The organism is Streptomyces glomeratus (genome assembly GCF_021462825.1).
Taxonomy (GTDB): Bacteria; Actinomycetota; Actinomycetes; order Streptomycetales; family Streptomycetaceae; genus Streptomyces; species Streptomyces glomeratus.
Genome location: NZ_JAKEEB010000012.1, coordinates 55,575 through 70,674, shown reverse-complemented (window position 1 = coordinate 70,674; position 15,100 = coordinate 55,575). Strand labels below are relative to the sequence as shown.

Genomic DNA, 15,100 nt, shown 5'->3' with positions numbered 1-15,100 from the left:
ACGGTCAGGGGCCGGGCTGCCACGCCCGGCCCCTCAACGCGGCTCAGGGCGGCGGACGCACGGGCAGCGTCCGTACGCTGTTGCTCATAAGCGCCGCCTCAGATCGGCCACTCCCCCGCCGCACGCGGCCGTCCGCTCCAGCTCGTCGAGCAGGGACTCGGTCGACTCCTCCACGCGAGGGCGCAGTTCCGCGACGCGCCGGGCCGTGAAGGCCCGGCTGACGAGCGACCGAAGCCGCCGGTGGTCGTCGCCGTCCGCGGTGGTCATCCCCTGGACGGCCACAAAGGGCATGAGCGGCCAGCCCTCGGCGATGCGCCCCTCGCGCAGGGCGGTGAAGTGCCGTGCGTCCTTCGCGACATCCGGATGCGCGAGGAACTCCCTGAGCGCCCGGTGCCCGAGGACGGCCATCCCCTCGACCTCCCCGGGCAGCAGGACGGGCGCGATCGCACTCCGAGTGAGCAGCCGCGCGTTGTCGGCGTGCGGGCAGCCGCCGGAAGGGTCAAGGCGGTGTGGTGCGGCGGAGGAGGTGCCCACCGGTGACTCCTTGTCGGGGGGATCGGGCCGGCGCCGTACGACGAGGGATTCCGCCCGGCGTCGGGAGGCGGGAACAGACGGCACCGCCCACACGTTGAGAGCAGTGCACGGACCCGCACCCGCCCGTCGAGTGCTACAGTGCGGTCAGCACCTGTGTACGCCCCGTTCCGGGCGCCGGTGCTGTTCTCCTGGGTCCGCCGATCCGTCCGCCGTCGTCTCCGACCGGCACATCGGCTTTCCGACACATCTCGCAGGCAGTGCAGTGACCGCCGTGTCCGAGGTGATGTTCCCCGCCGAGCGAGGCGTGAGCATGCCGCCTCCGGCTTCTCCCCCCCCTCCTTCCTCAGGTGTCCCTTCGTGAAAGGACCTCATATGACCACCACACTCGAACGCCCTGCCATGGAGCGGCAGCGCCCGCCCCAGACCGTCACCGGAGTCCTCGACATCGACCACGGCGGGAAGGGGCACCTGCGGGCGGGCGGCTGCCAGGCCTCGCCCGCCGACCTCCAGGTCTCCCCCGCCCTCATCCGCCGCCACGGCCTGCGCAAGGGCGACACGCTCGTCGGTGACCGCGCCGGGCGAGCCCTCACCGAGGTGGCGCGGATCAACGGCCGCACCCCCGACGAACTGCGCGGACGCCCGCACTTCGGGGATCTCACCCCGCTGCACCCGCGGGAGCGGCTGCGGCTCGAGCATCCCGCGGCGGGTCTGTCGGGACGCGTCGTCGACCTCCTGTCGCCCGTCGGCAAGGGCCAGCGCGGGCTGATCGTCGCCCCGCCCAGGACCGGCAAGACCGTGCTGCTCCAGCAGATCGCCGCGGCCGTCGCCGGGAATCACCCCGAATGCCGTCTGATGGTGGTGCTGCTGGACGAACGGCCCGAGGAGGTGACCGACATGCGGCGCTCGGTACGCGGCGAGGTGTACGCCTCGACGTTCGACCGGACGCCCAAGGAGCACATCGCGCTCGCGGAACTGGTCGTCGAGCGTGCCAAACGGCTCGTCGAGCAGGGGCAGGACGTCGTCGTCCTGCTCGACTCGCTGACCCGGCTGTGCCGGGCGCACAACAACGCGGCCGCCGCCGGTGGCCGCACGCTCAGCGGCGGTGTCGACGCCGCCGCACTGCAGGGCCCCAAGCGGCTCTTCGGCGCCGCCCGTCTGGCCGAGGAGGGCGGCTCCCTCACCATCCTCGCCACCGCCCTGGTCGAGACCGGTTCCCGCGCCGACGACTTCTTCTTCGAGGAGCTGAAGAGCACGGGCAACATGGACCTCCGGCTGGACCGGACCCTTGCCTCCCACCGGATCCACCCGGCCGTGGACATCGCCGCATCCGGCACCCGCCGCGAGGAACTCCTGCTGTCAGCGGCCGAGCTGACGGCCGTACGAGGACTGCGGCGCGCCCTGAAGTCGCGTGACGGCCAGGCGAACCTGCAGACCCTGCTGGAGCGGATGCGGGCCACCCCCGACAACGCGACGTTCCTGCGCCAGGTCCAGCCCACGCTGCCGGCCGGATGACGGCCCGGCCGGGCGGGTCCCGGCGTGCGGCATCCGGGTGCCGCTTGCCCCCACTCGGCCCACACTGCCGGGGCAAAGGCCCCGTAACCGTTCCTACGGTGGCCAGTATGACCCTCGGATTCACGTCCCGTGTCGTCGTCTTCTGCTGCGCTCTCGGCGCGGCCTGGACGGCGGCCCTCCCGGCTCCCTCCGCCGTCGCGGGCACCGACTACGGCGCTCCACGGCCCCCCGCCCCTGGCCCCTCCCTCCTGTACGCGTCCGGAACACAGGTACGGCAGCGCCCGGGCGTACCCCAACTCCCGGAGGTCTCGGCGCTGTCGTGGCTGGTCGCCGACGCCGCCACCGGCGACGTGCTGGCCGCGCACGACGCGCACCGCCCGCTGCCGCCCGCCAGCACTCTGAAGACGCTGTTCGCGCTCACCGTGCTGCCGGGGCTGCCCGCCGACACCCGGCACACCGTCAGCGCGCGGGAACTGCAGGACGTCGGACCCGGCAGCAGCCTCGTCGGAGTCAAGGAGGGAGACACCTACCGGGTCAGCGACCTGTGGAGGGGCGTCTTCCTGAACTCCGGCAACGACGCCGTGCACGTACTGGCCGCCCTCAACGGCGGTGTGCGGACCACGGTCCGCCAGATGCAGGCCAAGGCCCACGCCCTGGGCGCACAGGACACCCATGTGGTCTCCCCGGACGGGTACGACGCCGACGGTCAGGTGTCGTCGGCGTACGACCTCGCGGTGTTCGGCCGGGCCGGGCTGAAGAACCCCGAGTTCGCACGCTACTGCGCCACCGCCGAGTCGAGCTTCCCCGGCGACGACGGCAGCACGTACGAGATCGCCAACACCAACCGGCTGCTGACCGGCCGCAACGGCGTCCAGCCCTACCCGGGCCTGATCGGCATCAAGAACGGCTACACGAGCCACGCCGGCAACACACTCGTGGCCGCCGCGCGCCGCGCCGGACGCACCCTGGTGGTGACGGTGATGAACCCTCAGGCAGGCGGCGGGTTCGCGGTCTACGAGGAGGCGCGGTCGCTGCTCGACTGGGGGTTCGCCGCCGCCGGCCGGGTGACACCGGTCGGCTCGCTGCCGGCCGAACGGCCGGCCGTGTCGCGGGCCGGTCCGACCGCGTTGCCGAGGACGGCCCCGGCGGCGGCCGGCGGGACCGAGAGGGTGGTGTTCGCTGGTGTGGTGGGTGCGAGCGTGGGCGCGGCGGTCGCGCTGGCGCTGTGGCTCAGGCGCTCGCGTCCGCCACTCGGTTGACCGGCCGGCAGCCCCAGCAGCAGCCCGAGAGTGATCCATGTGTAGGTGTTGCTGCCGAGGAAGCCGTCGATGCCGGACGCGTCGTCGAACCACAGCCAGACCACACTGCTGCACAGCACCGCATACAGGGCCGCCGCGATCCGCACTCGGCCTTGCCGCAGGAGCACGGCGAAGGACGGGAGCAGCCAGACGAGATGGTGCACCCAGGTGATGGGACTGACCAGGCAGGCGGCCAGCCCGGTGAGGGCGAAGGCGGCCTGCCAGTCGCCGGCCCGCAGCGCACGGTGCGTGCGCCACCCCCACACCGCGAGGACCAGCACCACAGCCAGCGCCCAGGCGGCTCGGCTCGGCGCGTCGGGCGCCGCGAGCCGGGCGAGGATGCCCTGCAGGGACTGGTTGGAGACGTAGTCGAGGCGGCCCACGCGGCTGGTGTCCCAGAGAGCGTGCGTCCAGTAGAAGCGGGAGGCGTCCGGCGCGGCCCAGGCCGCGACCGCCGTCGCCGCTGCGGCTACGGAGGTCGCCAGCGCCGCGGCACGCCAGCGCCGGGCGAGCAGCAGCAGGCCGATGAAGAGCGCCGGGGTCAGTTTCACGGCCGCCGCGAGTCCGATCGCGGCCCCGGCCCAGCGCCCGCGCCCGGTGGACAGCAGCCAGGCATCGGTGAGCACGAGCACCAGGAGCAGCAGGTTGACCTGCCCGAAGCTGACGGTGTCCCGGACCGGTTCCAGCAGCGCCAGGGCACAGGCGGCCAGTGCCCAGCCGAACCAGCCGTGGCGCCGCAGTTCCCGGCCGGCGAGGAACCACAGCACGAGGGCGGCGGCCGCGAGGTTCAGCAGCAGTGCCAGGGCGATGGCGGTGCCCAGGCCGACGAACGCCATGGGCAGCATGCCCAGGGCGGCGAACGGCGGATAGGTGAAGCCGTACGTCGTCCCCGGCACCCGGTAGTCGTAGATGTGGCCGCCGTGGTGGACCCAGGTGTGCACGGTCCCGTAGTAGACGCGCAGGTCGAACCAGTCGCGCAGCAGCGGGACCGTGGCGGTGAAGACGGCGACGGCGGCGGCGAGGACGAGCACGAGGGCGAGCCGGCCCCGCTCGGTGCGCGGCGCTCTCACGCGGTCCGTCCGAGCACCGGCGCCTGGGCCGCCTGGTGCGCCTGCCAGAGCACCACCACGGCCAGCGCACCTCCGGAGACGGCCAGCAGCACCTGGGCGAGGTCCGGCGGCCCGCCGCTCGGCAGCACGGCGAGCGCGAGCACCGCGGTGGCGGCGGCCACCCGGTGGCGTACGAAGGTGCTGGGCGCGGCGGCGGCGATGAGGAACAGCCCCCACAGGGCGTACCACGGGCGGATCGCGGGGCCGAGAACGGCCACGACGGCAAGGCTGAGCCCGAGCGCGTACACCGGGGCGGGCCGCAGCCGCAGCCAGATGAACAGCACGGCGATCGTCGTCGCCAGCAGCCCGGCCGCGTGCCACACCGGTGTCGCGAGGGGCGCGAGGCCGCTGCCGAGGTGGTCGAGCAGACGTCCGGTGATCCGGCCGAGGACGCTGGTGGGTGACCAGTTGTGCGGAGAGATGGGCGTCTTCAGGGCGGCCACCCAGCCGTAGCCCGTACCGGCGATCGCGGTGGCCACCACCGTCGTGGCGAGCGCGGCGGCCGCCGTCGTCGCCACCGCCCGCACGACGCCGGCGTGCCGGCGCAACGCGACCACGGCCAGCAGACCGAGCGCGGCCGGGGCCTTGACCAGCGCGGCGAGCGTGATCAGCACGACACCGAGGAGGTGCAGCCGGCCGCGGGCGGCCAGCAGGCCGACACCGAGCAGGCCCAGCATGATGGCGTCGTTGTGGGCGCCGGCGACCAGATGCAGCAGCACCAGGGGGTTGAGGGCACCGAGCCACAGCGCGGCGGCCGGGTCGGCGCCGCACTGCCGGGCCAACCGGGGCAGCGCCGCCGCCATCAGGGCCACGCCGAGGAGCGCGACCAGCCGCATTCCCAGCAGCCCGGCCGGCAGCTGGCCGCGGGTCAGGCCGGAGAGTGCGGAGGCGACGACGAGGAAGACCGGCCCGTACGGGGCCGCGGTGTCCCGCCACACCGGCGCGACCTCGTTCGCCAGCGGCCCGCCGAGCTGGGCGGGTCCGTGCGCGTAGACGTCGATATGGGCGTCGACCATGGCACCCTGCGCGAGGTAGCTGTAGACGTCCCGGCTGAACAGGGGCGGTGCGAGCAGCAACGGTGCCGCCCAGACGGCGAGGACGAGCAGCAGGGCGCGCGGCGTCGGCGGCTCGGGTCCGCGGATCACCCGGCCGAGCAGCGCCCACGCCGCGATCAGCAGCACCACACCGAAGTAGACCCCCACCAGTCCCAGGGCGGCGCGCCCGGACTCCGGGGAGACCAGATCCGCGACCGGCAGGGCCCCGGCGGTCTCACCGCCCAACGCGAGAAAGGCGGTACCGGCCAGACCGAGCGCCTGGCAGCGGCGGAGATCTACGGGGAAAGCCATGGCCAACACTCGGCAAGCGTGTCAACACCGGATGGCCGGCAGGCGACGCCCGCCCCTCGCGGCGGCGACTCGCGTGTGACCGGCGTGTAACCCGTGCCTCCGTGGACCGGGGCGCTCCTGGAGACGAGGGAGCCGGACCGCTCGGCGCGTCGTCCGGGATATGGACGGCCCGCTCAGAACACGGACAGTCCGGTGAGTGTGGTGAACCGGTCCAGCGCCGCCACCCCCGCCACCGAGTTGCCGCGCTCGTCCAGACCCGGGCTCCACACGCACAGCGTGCAGCGGCCGGGCACGACCGCGATGATCCCGCCGCCGACGCCGCTCTTGCCGGGCAGGCCGACCCGATAGGCGAACTCGCCCGCCGCGTCGTAGGTGCCGCAGGTCAGCATCACCGCGTTGACCTGTTTCGCCTGGCTGCGGGTCAGCAGCCGGGTGCCGTCGGCGCGGACGCCGTGCCGGGCCAGGAAGCCGGTGGCGAGGGCGAGGTCCGCGCAGGACGCCTCGATGGAGCACTGCCGGAAGTACTGGCCGAGGAGGACCGGCACCGGGTTGTCGATGTTGCCGTAGGACGCCATGAAGTGGGCGAGGGCGGCGTTGCGGTCACCGTGCGCGGTCTCGGACGCGGCGACCGCCCGGTCGAAGGTCAGCTCCGGGTTGCCGCTCTCCGCCCGCAGGAAGTCGAGCAGGGCGCCGGCCGCGTCACCGGTACGGGTGTGCAGCCGGTCGGTGACGACGAGGGCGCCCGCGTTGATGAAGGGATTGCGCGGGATGCCGTTCTCGTACTCCAGCTGGACCAGGGAGTTGAACGGGTTGCCGGAGGGCTCCCGGCCCACGTGCTCCCACAGCTCGTCGCCCTCGCGGGCCAGTTGCAGGGCGAGGGTGAAGACCTTGGTGACCGACTGCGCGGAGAACGGCTGCCGCCATTCCCCCACTCCGTAGACCGTGCCGTCCGGCTCGGCGATCGCCATGCCGAAGCGGTTCGGGTCAAAGGCGGCGAGCGCGGGGATGTAGTCGGCGGCCCGTCCGCGCCCGGGCCGCCGCTCCATCTCTTCGGCGATGCGCTCCAGTACGGGCTGGAAGGTCGCAGAGGTGGTCATGATCAGACCTTAGGCGAGCCGCTGCCCGCGACCACCTCGGGCCGCAGCAGGGCCTGCAGCCGCTCGGCCGGGAGCAGGCCCTTCTCGAGGACGAGCTCGGCGACGCCCCGGCCGCCGGCGAGGGCCTCCTTGGCGATATCGGTGGCCGCCTCGTACCCGATGTACGGGTTGAGGGCGGTCACCAGGCCGATGGAGTTCTCCACCGCGGCCCGCAGCTCCGCCTCGTTGGCCGTGATCCCGGCGACACAGCGTTCGGCCAGGGTCAGGCAGGCGCGCTGCAGGTGCGTGATGCTCTCGGAGAGGGAGTGCAGGATGATCGGCTCGAAGGCGTTGAGCTGAAGCTGTCCGGCCTCGGCGGCCATGGTGATGGTGACGTCGTTGCCGATCACCTCGAAGGCGACCTGGTTGACGACTTCGGGGATCACCGGGTTGACCTTGCCCGGCATGATGCTCGAGCCGGCCTGCACCGGCGGCAGGTTGATCTCGTTCAGGCCCGCGCGCGGTCCGGAGGACAGAAGCCGCAGGTCGTTGCAGCTCTTGGAGAGCTTGACGGCGATCCGCTTGAGCACCCCGGACATCTGCACGAACGCCCCGCAGTCCTGGGTGGCCTCCACCAGGTTGGCGGCCGTCACCAGCGGAAGGCCGGTGATGCCGGCGAGATGGCGGCGGGCCGACTCGGCATATCCCGCGGGTGCGTTGAGGCCGGTGCCGATGGCCGTGGCGCCGAGGTTGATCTCGTGTATCAGTTCGACGGCCTCGGCGAGCCTGCTGCGGTCCTCGTCGAGCATGACGGCGTACGCCGAGAACTCCTGCCCCAGCGTCATCGGCACCGCGTCCTGGAGCTGGGTGCGGCCCATCTTCAGCACGTCGCGGAACTCGACGGCCTTGCGTGCGAAGGCGTCCTGGAGCACGGCCATGGCCTTCAGCAGACCGCGCACGGCGAAGATCGTGGCGATCTTGACGGCGGTGGGGTAGACGTCGTTGGTGGACTGGCCGAGGTTGACGTCCTCGTTGGGGTGCAGGTACCGGTACTCGCCCTTGGCGTGGCCGAGCAGCTCGAGTGCACGGTTGGCGACCACCTCGTTGGCGTTCATGTTGGTCGAGGTGCCGGCCCCGCCCTGGATGACGTCGACGACGAACTCGTCGTGCAGCTTGCCGTCGCGTATCTCGCGGCAGGCCGCGACGATGGCGGCGGCCTTCTTCGGCTCCAGCAGGCCGAGTTCCTCGTTGGCGAGGGCGGCGGCCTCCTTGACCGCCGCGAGGGCGTCGATCAGGTGCGGGTAGGCGGAGATCGGCGTCCCTGTGATGGGGAAGTTCTCCGTGGCGCGCAGGGAGTGGATGCCCCAGTACGCCTCGGCGGGTATGTCACGGTGGCCGAGCAGATCGTGTTCGCTGCGGTGGGCTGCGGCGGTCATGGCTGTGCGGGTCCTCTTCCGGAGGTGGCTGGTGGCTGCGGGGATCAGGCGTGGACGTCGGGCGCGAGCGGGTCGAGCGCGCGGACCGGGCGGACGCCGCCGACCGGCCGGCCGCCGCCGAGCAGCGGCTCGCCCGCGAACTCGGCGAGCGCGGCCGGGTCGACCCCGGCCCGGGCGAGGGCTGCCGCGGCGACCGGGATCCGCGCCCGGTTCGCCCCGTCGGCGATCTTCACGGCAACGGCCCGGCCGTCCGGCAGGGCGGCGACCTGCACACCCTCGAAGCCGTCCTTGGCCAGCAGCCCGGGCACCGCACGCATCAGCGCGGCCACGTCACGCCCGGAGCCGGAGGCCATCTCCGCGTGCTCACGCATCGCGTCCGCCACCCGCGCCTCGGGGGTGCCGGCCGGCGCGGTGGTGATGCGGGCCGCGGCGCGCGCGAGCCCGTGCAGCGACACGGAGAACAGCGGGGCGCCGCAGCCGTCCACGGTCACCCGGGCGATCGCCTGTCCGGTGAGGTCCTCGACGATCTCGGCGATGGCCTGCTGGAGGGGGTGACCCGGGTCCAGGTACCCGTCGAGCGGCCAGCCGTTGAGCTTGCAGGTGTAGAGCATGGCCGCGTGCTTGCCGGAGCAGTTCTGCGCCAGCCGGGACGGCAGCCGCCCCTCGCGCACCCAGACGTCGCGCACGACCGCGTCGTACGGCAGGTCGGGGACGTTGCCGAGGTCGTCCTCGCTGGCCCCGGCAAGCTCCAGGATGCGCCGGGCGCCGGCCAGGTGCCGTTGCTCGCCGGAGTGGCTGGCCGCGGTCAGCGACAGCAGCTCGCCGTCGAGCGGCAGCCCGGCCCGTACCATCGCCACCGCCTGCACCGGTTTGAGCGCCGAGCGCGGGTAGAAGGCGGCCTCGATGTCGCCGAGTTGCAGCTCCGGGGTCCCGTCGGCGCCGAGGACGACGACCGAGCCGTAGTGGATGCCCTCGATGACGCCACCTCGCACGACATGGGCGACCGGTGCGTGCAGGGGCTCCCGGATCACAGGGGCCTCGGCCACCGGACTTCCGTACAGCACTGCGTCGTTCACAGCTTCACCTTGGGGGACTTGCCACGGGCGGCCCGGCCGCGTATGCCGTACCAGCCGGCCACCAGGGCCACCACGATCAGCGGCAGGCACAGCACGGTGGTGCGGCCGGCGCCGCCGTCGGCGTACATCAGGACGAACACGGAGGCGAGGAAGCCGAGCGTGACGATCTCGGTCCACGGGGAGCCGGGCAGGCGGTAGCTCGGGCGGGAGAGCTCGCCGTTCCGCGTCTTCCGCCAGAAGAGCAGGTGGCAGAGCATGATCATGCCCCAGGTGGACAGGATGCCGATCGCCGCGAAGTTCAGCACGATTTCGAACGCGTCGGCCGGGACCACGAAGTTGAGGCCCACACCGAGGACACAGATGCCGCTGGTGAGGAGAATGCCGCCGTAGGGGACCTGGCGGCGGCTCATGATCCCGGTGAACTTCGGTGCGGAGCCGGACACCGCCATGGAGCGCAGGATGCGGCCGGTCGAGTAGAGGCCGGAGTTGAGGGAGGACATGGCCGCGGTGAGGACGACGAGGTTCATGACCCCTCCGGCCGCGGGGACACCGATGTGGGACAGGACCGTCACGAAGGGGCTCTGGCCGGCCGAGTACTTGTTCCAGGGGAGCAGCATCGACAGCAGGACGACCGAGCCGACATAGAAGAGGCCGACGCGCCACATGATCGAGTTGATCGCCTTCGGCATGATCTTCTCGGGGTTCTCGGTCTCACCGGCGGCGACACCGACCAGCTCGACGGAGGCGTATGCGAAGACGACGCCCTGGATGATCAGCAGCATCGGCAGCACGCCGTTGGGGAAGACGCCGCCGTGGTCGGTGATCAGTGACGGGCCGGGGGTGTGGCCGTCCACCGGGTGCCGCGTCACCAGGAGGAAGACGGCGATCGCCATGAAGACCACGAGAGCACCGACCTTGACGATGGCGAACCAGAACTCCAGTTCGCCGAATACCTTCACCGAGATGAGGTTCACGGTGAGGACCACGGCCAGGGCGACCAGTGCGATCACCCACTGCGGGATGTCGGAGAACATGCCCCAGTAGTGCGTGTAGGTAGCCACCGCGGTGATGTCGGCGATGCCGGTGGTGGCCCAGTTGAGGAAGTACATCCAGCCCGCGGTGTAGGCCCCCTTCTCGCCGAGGAACTCACGGGCGTACGACACGAACGCACCGGAGGAGGGGCGGTACAGGACCAGCTCGCCCAGCGCCCGCACCACGAGGAACGCGAAGACGCCGCAGACCGCGTACGCGACGAACAGGGACGGACCGGCGTCGGCGAGGCGGCCGCCGGCGCCGAGGAAGAGGCCGGTGCCGATGGCACCGCCGATGGCGATCATGTTGACGTGCCGGGACTTCAGGGACTTGCTGTAGCCGGCGTCACCGGCGTCGACGTGACCGGACGACGGGCGCGTCTCTTCTTTGAGGTGCTGCTCGCTCAAGCCTCTGGTTCGCCTTCCGTGGGGAGATCCGTGCGCCCGGGGCGCAGGATGTCGGTGAGGGTCGTCTCGACGCGGTCGAGGTGGTGGGCCATGGCCTCCACGGCGTCGTGCTCGGAACCGTCGGTCAGCGCCTCCACGATCGCCCGGTGCTCGCGGTTGGACTGCTCACGCCGGCCCCCCAGCTCGTTGAGGAAGGCCGACTGACGCGCCAGTGCGTCGCGGATCTCCTCGATCACCCGGCGGAAGACCGGGTTCTGGGCGGCCTCGGCCACGGCGAGATGGAAGAGGGTGTCCATCGCGACCCACGCGGTGGTGTCCGTCTCGCGCTCCATCCGGTCCAGGAGGTGGGCCAGGTGGTCGAGGTTCTCCGGGGTGCGGCGCACCGCCGCGTACCCGGCGACCGGGATCTCGATGTGGCGGCGCACCTCCAGCAGATCGCTGGCCGCGTAGTCGCCGAAGGTCGGGTCCTCGACGGCGCTCGCGACGACGAAGGTGCCCTTGCCGGTCCTCGAGACGGTCAGCCCCATGGTCTGCAGGGCCCGCAGGGCCTCACGCAGGACGGGGCGGCTGACCTCGAGGGTGCGGCACAGCTCGGCCTCGGAGGGGAGCTTGTCACCGATCGCGTACTCACCGCGCTCGATGGCGCCGCGGAGGTGGAGGAGCACCGCTTCCATCGCGCTGACGCGCCGCGGGGCCCGGCCACCTGTCTGGCTGTCTGACAGGTTCACGAATGCGATCCTCCGGCTGACGGGGCGGACTGTCAAGGGGTGACGGTAAGGAAACTTACGAGGGGCGGGAAGCCTGAATACCGGCTTCCCGCCCCTGGGCCGATCAGCGACGACCCTCGGTGATCAGCTCAGCACACCGGTCGAGAGCAGGCCCAGCAGAGCCACACCGACGACGATCCGGTAGATCACGAACGCGTTGAAGGAGTGCTTGGCGACGAACTTCAGCAGCCAGGCGATGGAGGCGTAGGCGACCACGAACGAGACGATGGTGCCGACGGCGAGCGGCGCGGCGCCCACCCCCGCACCCAGGGCGTCCTTCAGCTCGTAGAGGCCGGCGCCGGTGAGGGCCGGGATGCCGAGGAAGAAGGACAGACGGGTGGCGGCGACCCGGTCCAGGTCGAGGATGAGCGCGGTGGACATCGTGGCGCCGGACCGGGAGAAGCCGGGGAAGAGCAGGGCGAGGATCTGCGAACTGCCGACCAGCATCGCGTCCTTGAACGAGGTGTCGTCCTCACCGCGCTTGTGCCGGCCCATCTGGTCGGCCGCCCACATCACACCGGAACCGATGATCAGCGAGGCGGCGACCACCCACAGGGAGGCGAGCGGTCCGTCGATCAGCGGCTTGGCGGCAAGTCCCACCACGACGATCGGGACGGTCGCGGCGATCACCCACCAGGCGAACTTGTAGTCGTGGTGATACCGCTCGCGCTTGTCGAACAGACCCCGGAACCAGGCGGAGACGATCCGCACGATGTCCTTGAAGAAGTAAAGGAGCACGGCCGCGATCGCGCCGACCTGGATGACGGCCGAGAAGCCGACGACGGCCTGGTCGTCGACGGGAATGCCCATGAGGCCCTCAGTGATCTTGAGATGGCCGGTCGAGGACACGGGGAGGAATTCGGTCACCCCCTCGACGACTCCGAGGACGACGGCCTGACCGACGTTGATGACGCTCATGGGATCCAGTTCTGAGAAGTTGGTCGACAATGCTGTAGACGGTGGTGCTCTGGAATTTGTACTACGCGCGCGTGACGTCCGCCTACCCTGGCCACACCGCCCCGGCGATCGAGACCCCCGCGAAGGCCGCCCCCAGGCCCGCCGTCACGCTCGCGACGACATTGGCGGCAGCGTAGAACCCCGCGCCGGTCTCGGTGAGCCGCAGGGTCTCGTACGAGAACGTCGAATAGGTGGTCAGCGCCCCGCACAGGCCCGTTCCGAGCAGGAGTTGCAGATGGGACGAGGCGTGTCCGGACGCTGCGGCTCCGGTCAGCAGGCCGAGGATCAGGCATCCCGTGACGTTCACGGCAAGGGTGCCCCAGGGGAAGACGGAGTCATGCCTGAGCTGCACCGCCCGGTCGGTCAGATAGCGCAGGGGTGCTCCGGCCATGGCGCCGATGATCACCAGCAGCCAATTCACAACGACTTCTCACCTTTCCCGTCCACTGTTCCGTCCGCCGTCGGCGGGGGCCTGCTCGCGTCCCGCGTACCTCATCACCTCGCAGTCGTCGAGGGTCACCAGCCCCTCGGTGACGAGTTCGTCGAGCTGCGGAAGAAAGGCGCGGACGCGCTCCTCGGTGTCGACGACGACCACGGCCACCGGCAGGTCCTCGCTCAGTGACAGCAGCCGCGAGGTGTGGATGAGGGAGGACGCCCCGAAGCCCTCGATGCCGCGGAACACACTGGCGCCGGCCAGGCCGGCGGCGTGCGCACGGTGCACGATCTCGGTGTAGAGGGGCTTGTGGTGCCAGCGGTCGTGCTCGCCGATGAAGACGGTCAGCCGCAGGGCCCTGCCGGTCAGTCGTGTCATCGCCGCCTCCCCGGGGCGTCGCCTCGTGGTTTCGTTCACCCTTGCCGCCACGCCAGGAGCCTGCGCGCGGCCGTCATACCGAGCCATACGGCCGCGAGGGCCCCGGCCGGGGTCGCGACCAGGTAGGCGAGCGCGGTGCGCGGCTCGCCCGCGTCGACCAGTCTCTGGATGTCGACGGCGTACGTCGAGAAGGTGGTGAAACCGCCGAGCACGCCGGTGCCGAGGAACGGCCGCACCAGCCGGTGGGCGGCCCATACATCGGTGATCACCACCATGAACACGCCGATCACGGCACAGCCGACGAGGTTGACGCCGAAGGTGGTCCAGGGGAATCCGCCGGTCCGCGCGGGCCAGAGCAGTGACGCGGCGTAGCGGGCCGTGGCGCCGAGGGCGCCGCCGAGGGCGACGACCGCCACCACGGGCCCCTGCTGGTGCCAGAGCGACGGCCTGCTCGCGGGCCGGGGCACGGCATCACCGGCCCGGTCGGCGCTCTGGGGGTGCGGGACTCTCATGGACGTACGTCTCCTACTCGCCGGGGCCCTGCCGGACGGGCTCGCTCGATCGCAAGTAGGGACCGTTGGCGGCGGCACTGCCGCGGTTCGGGTACGGCGGGCCCCACCACCGCGCCGCAGGACGTGACCGCGGCCGGGGAACAGGGTAACCCGGTGCGCTACGGGCCCGCACCCAGATGGGGCGGGGACCGCGGGGCACCCGGCGCGCGGGCCCCGGCCCGGTCAGGCGGCGTCGGGCGGCGGTTCGCACACCGCGACGCCCCGTTCCCAGAGGCTGCCGAGCACCAGCTGTCCCCCGGCGACACAGACGCTGGTGGTCATCCGGAAGCCGGAACGGTGGCGCATGAGACGGTGACGGATGCGGCCCTCGTCGTCGACCGCGAGCGCGCCGGCCATGGCGGCGGGGCGGTACGGGGCGCGCACCGCGAGCCGGGCGGCGGCACGGCGCACATCCGGCGCGGCACGGTGCAGCAGGTCCAGGGCGGGGACGCGGGGTCCGGCGAGGGCCACCCAGAGCGGCCCGTCGGCCCCCGCACGCCACAGGTTGTCGGGCATCCCCGGCAGATCCTCGACGAAGGGCTCGCAGCGGCCGGCGCGCGGTCCGGCCAGCCAGTAGCGGCTCAGGCGGCGGGCTGCGGTCTCGGCCACGACCAGGAAGGACTCGTCCTTGCCGCAAGCGAGGCCGTTGGCGAACTGCAAGCCCTCCACCAGCACCTCCGGACGGTCGGAGCCGGGGGCGAGGCGCAGCAGCCGTCCTGTTCCGGAGTGCTCGACCACGTCGCCGATCCAGTGTTCCAGGGGATGGCGGCGACTGGAGACGGTGAAGCAGATCGTGCCGTCGGAGAGGCCGACCACGTTGCTGCAGAACCGCAGCGGCTCCCCCGCCACCGAGTCGGCGAGGACGCGCACGGTGCCGTCGTCGGGCGCCACGCGCAGCAGCCCACGACGGGCGTCGCACACCAAGAGACCGCCGTCCGGCAGAAGTTCCAGGCCGAGGGGCCGGCCGCCGGTCTCGGCGAGCACCTCGACGCGTGTGCGGGCCGGGTCGGCGAGTCCGTCGAGGCGCAGGATCCGCCCGTCCTCCACACCGGTCAGCACCCGCCCGCGCGCGTCGGCGACCACGTCCTCGGGCCCCCGGCCCCCGATCGCGACGTACCGGCGTGCGACGAGAGTGGTGCGAGAGTCCATGTGCGCCCGTCCTTCGCCGTCTTGGGGCAGCCCATCCTC

General features: G+C 72.0%; 13 protein-coding genes and 2 pseudogenes. 2 read left to right on the top strand and 13 right to left on the bottom strand.

Going from position 1 to position 15,100, the window contains the following annotated elements; all coding sequences use genetic code 11:
- Positions 1-93: 93 nt before the first annotated feature.
- Positions 94-534: pseudogene (locus tag LZ604_RS16865) on the bottom strand (cytochrome P450); the annotation flags it as partial.
- Positions 535-906: 372 nt separating this feature from the next.
- On the opposite strand from LZ604_RS16865, the gene rho reads away from it, so the two are divergent.
- Together rho and LZ604_RS16855 are read left to right on the top strand one after the other, a co-directional pair.
- On the top strand, positions 907-2,046 hold the full coding sequence (gene rho / locus LZ604_RS16860) for a transcription termination factor Rho (protein WP_234515939.1): 1,140 nt from the start codon (positions 907-909) through the stop codon (positions 2,044-2,046).
- A pseudogene (locus LZ604_RS16855) lies at positions 2,043-3,023 on the top strand (D-alanyl-D-alanine carboxypeptidase family protein); the annotation flags it as partial. The gene rho and the pseudogene LZ604_RS16855, both read left to right, overlap by 4 nt.
- Positions 3,024-3,058: 35 nt before the next feature.
- Here the strand turns inward: LZ604_RS16855 and LZ604_RS36060 are convergent.
- From LZ604_RS36060 to LZ604_RS16795, 12 genes are all read right to left on the bottom strand, one after another.
- Complete coding sequence (locus tag LZ604_RS36060) at positions 3,059-4,414, bottom strand: glycosyltransferase 87 family protein (protein ID WP_308283597.1); 1,356 nt, start codon at positions 4,412-4,414, stop codon at positions 3,059-3,061.
- Positions 4,411-5,799 carry a polyprenol phosphomannose-dependent alpha 1,6 mannosyltransferase MptB gene (gene mptB / locus LZ604_RS16845; RefSeq protein WP_234515936.1) on the bottom strand — a complete coding sequence of 463 codons (1,389 nt, stop codon included), beginning with the start codon at positions 5,797-5,799 and terminating at the stop codon, positions 4,411-4,413. The genes LZ604_RS36060 and mptB overlap by 4 nt, the downstream gene beginning before the upstream one ends.
- Before the next feature lie 173 nt (positions 5,800-5,972).
- A complete protein-coding gene (locus LZ604_RS16840; RefSeq protein WP_234515934.1) occupies positions 5,973-6,896 on the bottom strand; it encodes a glutaminase in 924 nt (307 codons plus the stop codon).
- A 2-nt stretch (positions 6,897-6,898) separates the two neighbouring features.
- Positions 6,899-8,311 (bottom strand): aspartate ammonia-lyase, encoded by a 1,413-nt coding sequence (gene aspA / locus LZ604_RS16835; protein WP_234515933.1) that lies wholly within the window; start codon positions 8,309-8,311, stop codon positions 6,899-6,901.
- A 44-nt stretch (positions 8,312-8,355) separates the two neighbouring features.
- Entirely contained in the window at positions 8,356-9,372 is a 1,017-nt protein-coding gene (locus LZ604_RS16830) for an asparaginase (protein ID WP_234516136.1), read from the bottom strand.
- Between the two features lie 11 nt (positions 9,373-9,383).
- A complete protein-coding gene (locus tag LZ604_RS16825; RefSeq protein ID WP_234515932.1) occupies positions 9,384-10,826 on the bottom strand; it encodes an amino acid permease in 1,443 nt (480 codons plus the stop codon).
- Complete coding sequence (locus LZ604_RS16820; protein WP_234516135.1) at positions 10,823-11,500, bottom strand: FadR/GntR family transcriptional regulator; 678 nt, start codon at positions 11,498-11,500, stop codon at positions 10,823-10,825. Before LZ604_RS16820 ends, LZ604_RS16825 begins: the two co-directional genes overlap by 4 nt.
- 177 nt (positions 11,501-11,677) lie before the next feature.
- Positions 11,678-12,511: an undecaprenyl-diphosphate phosphatase gene (locus LZ604_RS16815; RefSeq protein WP_234515931.1), complete on the bottom strand. Its 834-nt coding sequence runs from the start codon at positions 12,509-12,511 to the stop codon at positions 11,678-11,680.
- Between the two features lie 82 nt (positions 12,512-12,593).
- Positions 12,594-12,971, bottom strand: a complete 378-nt coding sequence (crcB, locus tag LZ604_RS16810; RefSeq protein WP_234515930.1) for a fluoride efflux transporter CrcB — start codon at positions 12,969-12,971, stop codon at positions 12,594-12,596.
- Between the two features lie 9 nt (positions 12,972-12,980).
- Positions 12,981-13,361, bottom strand: a complete 381-nt coding sequence (locus tag LZ604_RS16805) for a DUF190 domain-containing protein (protein ID WP_234515929.1) — start codon at positions 13,359-13,361, stop codon at positions 12,981-12,983.
- Between the two features lie 35 nt (positions 13,362-13,396).
- Positions 13,397-13,873, bottom strand: a complete 477-nt coding sequence (gene crcB, locus LZ604_RS16800) for a fluoride efflux transporter CrcB (protein WP_234515928.1) — start codon at positions 13,871-13,873, stop codon at positions 13,397-13,399.
- A 222-nt stretch (positions 13,874-14,095) separates the two neighbouring features.
- Entirely contained in the window at positions 14,096-15,061 is a 966-nt protein-coding gene (locus LZ604_RS16795; RefSeq protein WP_234515927.1) for an SMP-30/gluconolactonase/LRE family protein, read from the bottom strand.
- Between the last annotated feature and the right edge of the window lie 39 nt (positions 15,062-15,100).

Excerpts from the sequence above, each read along its gene's own strand:
- aspA (WP_234515933.1), bottom strand. The coding sequence starts at position 8,311 with ATGACCGCCGCAGCCCACCGCAGCGAACACGATCTGCTCGGCCACCGT.
- LZ604_RS16805 (WP_234515929.1), bottom strand. The coding sequence starts at position 13,361 with ATGACACGACTGACCGGCAGGGCCCTGCGGCTGACCGTCTTCATCGGC.
- LZ604_RS16795 (WP_234515927.1), bottom strand. The coding sequence starts at position 15,061 with ATGGACTCTCGCACCACTCTCGTCGCACGCCGGTACGTCGCGATCGGG.
- LZ604_RS16820 (WP_234516135.1), bottom strand. The coding sequence starts at position 11,500 with ATGGAAGCGGTGCTCCTCCACCTCCGCGGCGCCATCGAGCGCGGTGAG.
- crcB (WP_234515928.1), bottom strand. The coding sequence starts at position 13,873 with ATGAGAGTCCCGCACCCCCAGAGCGCCGACCGGGCCGGTGATGCCGTG.
- mptB (WP_234515936.1), bottom strand. The coding sequence starts at position 5,799 with ATGGCTTTCCCCGTAGATCTCCGCCGCTGCCAGGCGCTCGGTCTGGCC.
- rho (WP_234515939.1), top strand. The coding sequence starts at position 907 with ATGACCACCACACTCGAACGCCCTGCCATGGAGCGGCAGCGCCCGCCC.
- LZ604_RS16840 (WP_234515934.1), bottom strand. The coding sequence starts at position 6,896 with ATGACCACCTCTGCGACCTTCCAGCCCGTACTGGAGCGCATCGCCGAA.
- LZ604_RS16815 (WP_234515931.1), bottom strand. The coding sequence starts at position 12,511 with ATGAGCGTCATCAACGTCGGTCAGGCCGTCGTCCTCGGAGTCGTCGAG.